General features: G+C 70.1%; 10 protein-coding genes. 6 read left to right on the top strand and 4 right to left on the bottom strand.

The genetic code is table 11. The annotated features are described in order from the left end of the window. Positions 1-38: 38 nt before the first annotated feature. Positions 39-545 carry a polyketide cyclase gene (locus ACFVJS_RS22260; RefSeq protein WP_378885030.1) on the bottom strand — a complete coding sequence of 169 codons (507 nt, stop codon included), beginning with the start codon at positions 543-545 and terminating at the stop codon, positions 39-41. Positions 546-606: 61 nt separating this feature from the next. Here ACFVJS_RS22260 and ACFVJS_RS22265 point away from each other — a divergent pair, with 61 nt between their 5' ends. The 4 genes from ACFVJS_RS22265 (at position 607) to ACFVJS_RS22280 (ending at position 5,822) form a co-directional block, all read left to right on the top strand. After that, positions 607-2,385, top strand: coding sequence for a 3-hydroxyacyl-CoA dehydrogenase family protein (locus ACFVJS_RS22265; RefSeq protein ID WP_378885033.1), 1,779 nt, complete (start codon positions 607-609; stop codon positions 2,383-2,385). A gap of 138 nt (positions 2,386-2,523) precedes the next feature. Then, positions 2,524-3,279: a hypothetical protein gene (locus ACFVJS_RS22270; RefSeq protein WP_165109823.1), complete on the top strand. Its 756-nt coding sequence runs from the start codon at positions 2,524-2,526 to the stop codon at positions 3,277-3,279. A 32-nt stretch (positions 3,280-3,311) separates the two neighbouring features. Beyond that, positions 3,312-4,103, top strand: a complete 792-nt coding sequence (locus tag ACFVJS_RS22275; RefSeq protein ID WP_378885036.1) for an alpha/beta fold hydrolase — start codon at positions 3,312-3,314, stop codon at positions 4,101-4,103. Positions 4,104-4,130: 27 nt separating this feature from the next. Further along, complete coding sequence (locus ACFVJS_RS22280) at positions 4,131-5,822, top strand: FAD-dependent oxidoreductase (RefSeq protein WP_378885039.1); 1,692 nt, start codon at positions 4,131-4,133, stop codon at positions 5,820-5,822. 18 nt (positions 5,823-5,840) lie between these two features. Here the strand turns inward: ACFVJS_RS22280 and ACFVJS_RS22285 are convergent, their stop codons facing one another. Next, a complete protein-coding gene (locus ACFVJS_RS22285; protein WP_378885042.1) occupies positions 5,841-6,503 on the bottom strand; it encodes a response regulator in 663 nt (220 codons plus the stop codon). After that, entirely contained in the window at positions 6,500-7,447 is a 948-nt protein-coding gene (locus ACFVJS_RS22290; RefSeq protein ID WP_378885045.1) for a HAMP domain-containing sensor histidine kinase, read from the bottom strand. The genes ACFVJS_RS22285 and ACFVJS_RS22290 overlap by 4 nt, the downstream gene beginning before the upstream one ends. A 101-nt stretch (positions 7,448-7,548) precedes the next feature. Here ACFVJS_RS22290 and ACFVJS_RS22295 point away from each other — a divergent pair, with 101 nt between their 5' ends. After that, on the top strand, positions 7,549-8,838 hold the full coding sequence (locus ACFVJS_RS22295; protein ID WP_378885048.1) for an SLC13 family permease: 1,290 nt from the start codon (positions 7,549-7,551) through the stop codon (positions 8,836-8,838). Here the strand turns inward: ACFVJS_RS22295 and ACFVJS_RS22300 are convergent. Further along, entirely contained in the window at positions 8,817-9,371 is a 555-nt protein-coding gene (locus ACFVJS_RS22300; protein ID WP_378885051.1) for a CGNR zinc finger domain-containing protein, read from the bottom strand. The two genes, ACFVJS_RS22295 and ACFVJS_RS22300, sit on opposite strands and share 22 nt — an antisense overlap. A 38-nt stretch (positions 9,372-9,409) precedes the next feature. Between ACFVJS_RS22300 and ACFVJS_RS22305 the strand changes: the two genes are divergently transcribed. Further along, positions 9,410-10,438 (top strand): DMT family transporter (locus ACFVJS_RS22305; protein ID WP_378885054.1); only part of this gene is annotated, 1,029 nt, incomplete at its 3' end.

The raw sequence follows: 10,438 nt of genomic DNA on the forward strand, positions 1-10,438 counted from the left end.
GCGTGTCCGACGCCTCGGCCTGCGGAGGTGACGCCTCGTCAGGGGCGGGGGTAGCCGCGGCGTACGGCCCGCTCCAGGATCCCCAGCGTGGCTCGGATCGACTTCTGGTCGATGACCGGGAAGATCGGTTTCCACTCGGGGAGGGCGGTGGACCAGTCGCAATAGGAGGTGACGCGGGTGGCGCCGGAGTCGAGCTGCTCGAGCAGGTAGCCGAAGCGGTGACCGATCGGCGGCTTGATGGTGCCGTCGATGGTCCACTCGATCGATCGGCCGGGGTCGAAGCCCGTGATGATCACGGTGACGTCATACCTGCCCATCGGGTAGTCGCCGAGCGCCTCGCGGTCCATGTGGACGACGAAGCGGTCGCCGACCGCGGCGACCGGGGATCCCTCCGCGGACTGGAGCATGCCGGAGGCGTCGATGGCGACATGGCCGTCGGGGTCGACGAGCACGGCGAAGATGTCGGTGGGGGAGGCGGGGACGATCCGCTCGGCGTCGATGCGTTCGGCATCGACCGTCTCGGCTGCCGGGGTCTGTTCGGTCACGGTGCCTGAATCTAGCGGCGTCCCGGCGTGCCTGGCATCACACCGTGGCAGGATGCGTGGCATGAGTGAGCGCACGATCGAGACAGTCGGAGTCGTCGGCCTGGGCACCATGGGGGCCGGGATCGCGGAGGTGTTCGCCCGCAACGGGTTCACCGTCGTCGGGGTGGAGCGGGACGAGGAGGGCCTCGAGCGCGGCAAGGCGCACCTGGCGCACTCGACAGGTCGCGCGGTCAAGCGCGGCAAGCTCAGCGAGGAGGAGCAGGAGGCGCTGCTCGGCCGGATCTCCTTCGCCACCGACGCGACGGCGCTCAAGGACGTCGACATGGTCGTCGAGGCGGTCGTGGAGTCGCTGGAGCTGAAGAAGTCGATCCTCGCGACCCTCGACGAGATCGTGGCGCCCGAGACGATCCTGGCGACCAACACCTCGTCGCTCTCGGTGACCGAGATCTCGACCGCGTCCAAGCACCCCGGACGGGTCGTCGGTGTCCACTTCTTCAACCCGGCTCCGGTGCAGAAGTTCGTCGAGATCGTACGCACCGTGGTGACCGAGCCCGACGTGCTCGAGGACGCTCGCGAGGTCGTCGGCAAGCTCGGCAAGTCGCCGGTGGTCTGCGGCGACCGCGCCGGGTTCATCGCCAACGCGCTGCTCTTCGGCTACCTCAACCACGCCGTCTCGATGTTCGAGGGCCACTACGCCACCCGCGAGGACATCGACACCGCGATGCGGCTCGGCTGCGGCTACCCGATGGGTCCGCTGGCCCTCCTGGACCTGATCGGGCTGGACACCTCCTACGAGATCCTCGACACGATGTACCGCCAGGGCCGCGACCGCCTGCACGCCCCCGCTCCCATCCTCAAGCAGATGGTCACCGCCGGCATGCTCGGACGGAAGTCGGGTCGCGGCTTCTACACCTACGAGGCCGCCGACTCACCCGTCGTGGTGCCGGACGCGCTGACCCCGAGCGCCGACGCCACCCACGAGCTGCGGCGTCCGATCGCCAAGGTCGGCGTCGTCGGCACCGGGACGATGGCGTCAGGGATCGTCGAGGTCTTCGCCAAGGGCGGCTACGACGTGACGTACGTGGGGCGTAGCCCCGACAAGGTGGCCAAGGTCGGCGAACGCATCACCAAGAGCCTCGACAAGGCGATCGGCCGGGGCAAGCTGGAGGAGTCGGCGAAGCCGGAGATCCTCGGGCGGCTCACGGGCACCACCTCGCTGGACGACCTGGCCGACGTGGACATCGTCGTGGAGGCGATCGCCGAGGACCTGGCCATCAAGACCACGCTCTTCGAGAACCTCGACGACATCTGCAAGCCGGGAGCCATCCTGGCGACCACGACCTCGAGCCTGCCGGTCATCGAGCTGGCGAGGGTGACGAAGCGGCCCGCCGATGTCGTCGGCATGCACTTCTTCAACCCGGCGCCGGTGATGAAGCTGGTCGAGGTCGTCTCCACGGTCACCACGGCCGAGGACGTCTCCGAGACCGTCCGCGCGCTGTGCGAGAAGGTCGGCAAGTCGCCGGTCTCGTGCGGCGACCGGGCCGGGTTCATCGTCAACGCGCTGCTGTTCCCCTACCTCAACGACGCGGTCAAGATGCTCGAGGCCCACTACGCCACCGCCGACGACATCGACACCGCGATGAAGCTCGGCTGTGCGCTGCCGATGGGGCCGTTCGAGCTGCTCGACGTGGTCGGCAACGACGTCTCGCTCGCCATCGAGCGTGAGCTCTACCTCGAGTTCCGCGAGCCGGGCTTCGCGCCCGCGCCGTTGCTGGAGCACCTGGTCACCGCGGGCTACCTCGGCCGCAAGACGGGCAAGGGGTTCCGCGACTACAGCTGAGCCGCCAGCGGCGTCAGTTCGTCTAGGTATGCAGCCAGACCGCCGCATCCCAAGTGGAGTTCCGCATGGGATGTGCTGGTTCGCCTGCATACCTAGACGAACCGCGGCCCCCACCACCCCGGCAGTACGCTGAATGACGTGGGACTTCTGATCGCACTTCTCATCGTCGTCGCGGTGATCGGGACCGTGGTCGTGACCAGCAGGCGCTCGCAGGCGCGAGCGCTGGAAAAGCAGCGCGCCGAGCTCGAGCCGGTCAAGCAGCTCGCCTTCGAGGACGTCACCGCCTTCGGTGAGGAGCTGCAGAAGCTCGACCTCGACATGGCCGGCAAGGAGCTCGACGAGGGCGCCAACGCCGACTACCAGCGGGCGCTGGACGAATACGAGACGGCCAAGCGCACCGTCGACAAGATGACCTCGCCCGACGACGTCAAGCAGATCACCACGATCGTCGAGGACGGCCGCTACGCGATCGCCTGCGTGAAGGCGCGGGTCGCCGGCGAGCCGCTGCCGAAGCGCCGCCCGCCGTGCTTCTTCGACCCCCGTCACGGACTCTCGGTCGAAGATGTGGAGTGGGCGCCCCCAGGGGGCGTGCCCCGTGACGTACCCGCCTGCGCGCTCGACCTCGAGCGGATCCGGGCCGGTGCCGAGCCGGACAGCCGCAAGGTGATGGTCGGCAACGAGCGAGTGCCCTACTGGCAGGGCGGCCCGGCCTACCAGCCCTACGCCCGTGGCTACTTCGGCTCGTTCGGGCCGATGGACTGGATGTTCGCGGGCATGATGTTCGGCGCGTTCGGCGGCTTCGAGGCGATCGGTGAGATCGGCGAGGGCATGGGCGAGGCGATCGGCGGCTTCGGCGAGGGCCTCGGCGACATGTTCGACGGCTTCGACTTCTGAGCGGGTCGACAGCGCCCGTACGATCCTCGCTTGTGACTGACCTGCACACGCTCGAGCTCGGCGAGACCGGGAGCCGCGTCGTCTTCCTGCACGGCCTCTTCGGCCAGGGACGCAACTGGAACACCCTGGGCAAGCAGCTGGCCGACAAGCATCGGGTGACGCTGGTCGACCTGCCTCACCACGGCCGCTCGCCCCAGCCGGACACCTTCGACTACCTCGACGTCACTGCGGCCGTCGCAGAGCTGATCTCTGCTGATGACGGGGCCGACGACCCCGCGACCGTGGTCGGCCACTCGATGGGGGGCAAGGTGGCGATGCTGCTCGCGATCACCCGCCCCGAGCTGGTCGCGAAGCTGGTCGTGGCCGACATGTCGCCGGTCGTCTACGAGCGCGTCGGCGGCTTCAAGACGTACGTCGAGGCGATGCAGGGCCTCGACCTGAGCCGCATCACCCGGCGCGAGGAGGCGGACGCGGGGATGCAGGAGGCGGTCCCGGACCCGACCGTCCGCGGCTTCCTGCTGCAGAACCTGCGCCGAGACGGGGACGGATGGCGCTGGGCGATGAACCTCGACGTACTCGGTCGCGACCTCGACCGCATCGGTGCCTGGCCGGCCGAAGAGATCAAGGCCTACGACCCCTACGAGGGGCCTGTGCTGTGGCTGGCCGGCGAGCTGTCGAACTACATCACCGACGAGTACGCACCGGCGATGAAGGAATGGTTCCCGCGCTACCGAAAGGTGACCATCAAGGGTGCCGGACACTGGGTCCACTCCGAGAAGCCGGAGACGTTCCTGGCGACCCTGCGTCAGTTCCTCGGTGACTGAGGCGCCTCGGCGTCTACGCTGTGCGGCATGGAGCGTGACAAGCCGGTCATCGTGCTGGTCGGCGGCGAGCACGCTGACATCGTCGAGCAGGAGTTCCGGGCACGGTACGACCGTGACTACCGGATCGAGCCGGTGGTCGGCTTCGCCGCGGGCCTGGACAGGACACGCGAGCTGGTGACCGAAGGTGCCCAGATCGCGATGGTCGCCGCCGAGCACGTGCTCGACGACGGCACCTCGATCGAGTTCCTGCACGAGGTGCCGGCCATCGTGGCGACGGCGCGCCGGGTCGCCCTGGTCGCATGGGAGGACTTCTCCGATGCTCTCGACGACCTGCGTGCCGCGGCGCTCGAGCGCGAGATGGACACCTTCGTCCTCATCCCACGCGGCCCGCGGGACGAGGAGTTCCACACCGCGCTGATCGAGCTCCTCTCGGAGTGGGGATGGTCGGTGGGCAGGCCCCTGGTGACCGTGACCGACGTCGTCGCCGAGCCGGGCGACCGCGACGCGGCGGCGATCCGGGACCTGCTCGAACGCATGGGCTTCCCGCTTCGCGCGCTCGAGCCGAGCGACGACGACGCGCAGGAGATCATCGAGGCCGCCGGCCCGGGAGCACAGCTGCCTCTGGTCCATACCTTCACGGGCCGGGTGGTCTCGAGGGCGACGGCGGCGACGGCCGCCGAGGCCATCTACGGCGGTTTCGACGAGATTCCCGAGGGCGTGATCGCCGACGTCGCCATCGTGGGCGGCGGGCCGGCGGGCCTCGCGGCGGCCGTCTACGCGGCGTCGGAGGGCTTGGCGACGGTCGTCGTGGAGCGCGACGCGATCGGCGGGCAGGCGGGATCGAGCTCCATGATCCGCAACTACCTCGGCTTTCCTCGCGGCATCTCGGGCATGCGTCTCGCCCAGCGATCCCGCATCCAGGCCGGCCGGTTCGGTGCACGCTTCTTCTCCGGGCGCCCGGTGACCGGGATCGAGCCCGGCCCGGTCGACGAGCCCGAGCACCAGCACGTGCACGTGCGCGGTGCGCAGTTCTGCGCTCGTACGGTCGTCCTCGCGATGGGCGTGACCTACCGGCGGCTCGGGGTGGCCGGTGTGGACGACCTGGTGGGTGCGGGCGTCTACTACGGTGCCGCGACGTCGATGGCGCGCGAGATGCAGGGCCGTGAGGTCTTCGTGGTGGGCGGCGGCAACTCGGCCGGACAGGCGGCCATCCACCTCGCCAAGTTCGCGAAGGCGGTGACGATCCTGGTCCGGCGGCACGACCTCGCGGAGACCATGTCGGCCTATCTGGTGCGTGAGATCGACGCGACCTCCAACATCCGGGTCCGGCCCCGCACGATCGTCGCCGACGGCGGGGGCGCCGGCCAGTTGGAGTGGCTGCGACTGGAGAACCTGGACACCGGCGAGGACACCGAGACCTCCGCCGACGGCCTCTTCTGTCTGCTCGGAGCGGAACCCGACTGTGCGTGGCTGGCGGAGGGGGTGGCCCTCGACGAGCACGGGTTCGTCCTGACCGGCCGCGACGTGCCCCGCGAGGCGTGGGTCGACGGGACTCCGCCCGCGAGCCTGGAGACGACGGTGCCGGGTGTCTTCGCCGTCGGCGACGTACGCGCCGGGTCCATGAAGCGGGTCGCCTCCGCGAGCGGCGAGGGCGCGTCGGTGCTCCCGCTGGTGCACGCCCACCTGGCGCGTCTGCGCGCCCGGGAGTTCGGTGCATGAGCCCCGGGACGGGCAACGCTAGGGTTCGATGAGACCTGCTCGGATGGCGTACCGGGTCACCTGGGTGCGGTCGCGCAGGCCCAGCTTGGCGAGGATGTTCTCGCGGTGGCGCTCGACGGTCTTGTAGGAGATCGTCAGCTCGCGCGCGATCTCGCGGGTCGAGTGTCCCTCGGCGATGAGCTTGAGCACCTCGTCTTCCCGCTCGGTCAGCACCGTGCGCGGCAGGCTCTCGCCGCGGTTGAGACGGTCGAGATAGTCGCGGACGAGCGCGCTCATCGCGCCGGGATACACGAAGGCCCGTCCGCTCATCGCGGTGCGGCAGGCCTTGACCAGGTCCTCGTCGGCGACCGACTTGAGGACGTAGCCGCTGGCGCCGACCTTGAGCGCCTCGAAGAAGTACTGCTCGTTGTCGTGCATCGAGAGCATCAGCATCTTCGGTGGGGTACGCATCCGGGCGATGCCGCGCGCGGCCTGCAGCCCCGTCATCCGGGGCATGGCGACGTCGAGGATCACCAGGTCGACCTCGACGTCGCGCAGCGCGGCCACGGCCTCGGCACCGTCGGCGGCCTCGGCGACCACCTCGAGGTCGGGCTCGGCGTCGAGGATGAGGCGTACGCCGCGGCGGACCAGGGTGTGGTCGTCGGCCAGCAGGATCCGGATCTTGGCAGGCGTCGGGGTCACAACGGCACCTCCAGACGGACCGTGGTGCCGCGCCCGGGAGCGCTGGTCACGGCCAGCTCGGCCCCGACGAGCAGGGCCCGCTCCCGCATGCCGCTGATCCCGGCGCCGGCCACGAGGTCTGCGCTGCCGCGGCCGTCGTCGCAGACGGTGAGCACGACCCGGTCGCCGACCTTGCACAGGGAGAGCTCGGCGGTGGCGGCGCGGGCGTGGCGTACGACGTTGGTGAGCGCCTCCTGGGCGACCCGGTAGATCACCAGCTCGCGGTCCTGGGGCAGGTCGGGCAGCCCGCGCCCGATGGTGCGGCGTACGGTCGTGCGGCCCAGAGTGCCGACGTCGGTGGCCAGCGCGGCCAGGGCGGCGTGCAGGCCGAGATCCTCGAGCACGCCCGGGCGGAGCTGCCGAGCCACGCGGCGTACGTCGTCGATACCCGTGCGGGCGGACTCGCGCACGGCGGCGAGATCGGGTCGCACCGACTCCGGCACCTGCCGCTCCAGCCCCTTGAGGCCCAGGAGCACGACGGTCAGCGACTGCCCGACCTCGTCGTGGAGCTCCTGGGCGATCCGGTGCCGTTCGGCCTCCTGCGCCGCGAGCGCCTTGGCGTTGCTGGTGCTCCGCTCCGTCTCCAGCCGCTCCAGCATCGCGTTGTAGCTGGCCACCAGCCGGGCGCCGGCGCCCGTGCCGTGGGTCGGCAGGCGCTGGTCGGGGGAGAGGTGGTCCACCGAGTCCATCGTGCGGATCACCCGGTCGATCGGGGCGAGGCTGCGTAGCAGCAGGAGTGCGTTGAGCGTCGCCATCACGGCCAGCCCGACCGCCAGCACCACCGCCTCCGAGGCCAGGACACGCTCCGAGACCCGGGCCGGGGAGAGTGCCAGGACCAGCGTGCCGACGCAGAACACGGCCCAGTTGGTCAGGCAGACCCGCCAGTAGAGGGGCAAGTGACTCATGCCCCAACCCTGACATGCTCTCTGGCCTGGCCTTATGGGTGGCAGCACCCATTCGGATCCGGCGCGCCGTCGCGGAGAGTCGACGGCATGGAGCTCAACGCATGATCGTGTACGCAGCGGTGGCGATCTTCATCGTCACCTACGGCCTCATCGCCACCGAGCGTGTCCACCGCGTCGCCGCCGCTCTGGGTGGCGTCGCCGCGATGGTCGCGATCGGGGTCATCAGCGCCGAGTCGGCCTTCTTCAGTCATGAGACCGGGGTCGACTGGGATGTCATCTTCCTGCTCTTCGGGATGATGGTGATCGTCGGCGTCCTCAAGCAGACGGGCCTGTTCGAGTTCCTCGCGCTGTGGGCGGTCAAGCACTCCGGCGGCCGCCCGGCGCGACTGGCGACGCTGCTGATCCTGGTCACCGCGGCGCTCTCGCCGATCCTCGACAACGTGACCACGGTGCTGCTGGTGACGCCGGTGACGCTGTCGGTCTGCGAGCGGCTGGGGCTGCGCCCGATGCCATACCTGATCTCGCTCATCCTCGCCGCCAACGTCGGCGGCACCTCGACCCTGATCGCCGACCCGCCCAACATCATCGTGGCCAGCCGGGCCGACCTGACCTTCGACGACTTCCTGATCCACTCGCTGCCGCTGTGCCTGATCCTGCTGGTCGTGCTGGTCGGACTCGTACGCCTGCTCTTCCGAAAGGACCTGCGCGGCCACGTCGGCCTGGACGGCCTGATCGAGCCACCCGCCTCGGCGATCCGCGACCGCCGGCTGCTCTACCGCTGCCTGGCCGTGCTGACCCTGGTGATGCTCGCCTTCGTTCTCCACACCGAGCTCCACCTGGACCCCTCGCTGGTCGCGATGCTCGGCGCCGGGGCGATGGTGGTGGTCTCCCGGACGGAGACCGAGGCGTTCCTGGAGGAGGTCGAATGGTCGACCCTGGCCTTCTTCATGGCGCTGTTCGTGCTGGTCGGTGGCCTGGTCGAGGTCGGCGTCATCGGTTCGCTCGGCACCTTCGCCGCCGACCTGATGGGCGACAACGAGCTCGTCGGCGTCACCGGCCTGATGATCGGCTCGGCCGTCGTGGGCGGGTTCGTCGACAACATCCCCTACACCGCCGCGATGGTGCCGATCGTGGAGGAGATGGTCGCCGCGACGCCGTCCTCGGGTGCCGACAGCCCGCTGTGGTGGGCGCTCGTCTTCGGCGCGGACCTCGGCGGCAACACCACCGCGGTGGCCGCCGGCGCCAACGTCGTCGTCCTCGGCCTCGCCGCCAAGGCCGGCCACCCGATCAGCTTCTGGACGTTCACCAGGTACGGCATCGTGGTGACGATCGTCACGCTCGCGGTCGCCTGGGTCTACGTCGCCCTGCGCTACTTCGTGCTCGCGGCCTGACGCTCCCGGTAGGCCGCGACCGCGTTGCGGTTGGTGCAGGTCGGGGAGCAGTAGCGCTTCGACCGGTTGCGGGAGAGGTCGACGACCACCCCGAGGCAGCCGTCGTCGGCGCAGATCGAGAGCCGCGACAGCTCGTCGGCACGGATGACGTCGACCATCGCCATCGCGGTCTCGACGGCGATCCGCGTCGCCAGCGGGGCGTCGGGCTCGGTGGCGTGGATGTGCCAGTCGTACGTCGTGTGCCGGACGAGCTGAGGTGTGGCCCGGTGCTCGGCGAGCAGCTCGTTCGTCAGCCGCACGGCCTTGTCGCGCTCGGCGGTGAGGAGATCTCGCAGTCGGGGGCGAAGGGCGCGGACCTCCTCGAGCTCGGCACGGTCGCGGTCGTGCCTCCCCGTGTAGTCGTACGTCACGAAGAACTCGTCCAGCGCCGCCACCGTCGCCAGCTCGTCGACCGAGCCGGGGGACAGGGCGAGGGTGTTCGCCAGCGCCGCGGCTGCCTGGAGGCCTACCTCGGTGTCATGGGTGAAAACCATGTTGACACATTACCGCGTCGCTGGGATCGTCATGTGTCATGACGACTTTGGCCAATGACGAGGCGGTGCCGCAGAGCTCGCAGAAGACGCCCCTGGTGGCTGCCGGACTGCTGATGGCGGTCGTCTCCGCAGTCACGTTCAGCCTCTCCGGGCCGCTGGGACGAGGCCTCTTCGACACCGGCTGGTCGACGGGCGGCGTGCTGGTCTTCCGCGTCGGCATCGGCGCCCTCGTGCTGGCCCCCTTCGCGGTGCGCGCGCTCGCCGGCCGGTGGCGGAGCGTCGCCGGGAGCTGGCGGGTCGTGGTGGCGTACGCACTGCTGGCGATCGTGGTGCCGCAGTTCGCGTTCTTCTCAGCGGTGCAGTGGATGGCGGTCGGGCCGGCGCTGCTCTTGGAATACATGGGCGTCGTGCTGGTCGTCGGATGGATGTGGCTGCGCCACGGCGAGCGGCCCTCGCGGCTGACGATGGTGGGGGCGCTGGTCGCCATCGCAGGCCTCGTGCTGGTCCTCGACCTGGTCAGCGGCGCCAACGTGCACCCGTTCGGCGTGCTGTGGGGCTCCGCGGCCGCCGTCGGGCTGGCCGGCTACTACGTGCTCAACGCCCACTCCAGCACCACGCTGCCGCCGCTCGCGCTGGCCTGGCTGGGCCTGACCGGCGCGACGATCCTGCTCGCGATGCTCTGCCTGGTCGGAGCCATCCCGTTCGCGATGGAGACCTCGCCGGTCGTCCTGGCCGGCCTGGAGATGCCCTGGTGGGGGCCGCTGGTCGGTCTCGGTGTGCTGACCTGCTCGGTCGCGTACGCCGCCGGCATCGCCGCCACCCGCACCCTCGGCTCGCGCCTCTCGTCCTTCGTCGGGCTTCTCGAGGTCGTCTCCGCCGTCGTCTTCGCCTGGCTGCTGCTCGGGGAGGCCCCGGGCCTCATCCAGCTCATCGGCGGGCTGGTCGTGCTCGCCGGGATCATCGCGGTCCAGCAGGGGGAGCAGTCGACGACTGCCTCCCCTCGTCTCCGGCCTCTGCCTGCGCGTCCACACCGACAGCCGGTCGGGCAAGACGGCCAAGTGGTACTG

Origin of the sequence: Nocardioides sp. NPDC057772 (genome assembly GCF_042798075.1) — a bacterium.
GTDB lineage: Bacteria > Actinomycetota > Actinomycetes > Propionibacteriales > Nocardioidaceae > Nocardioides.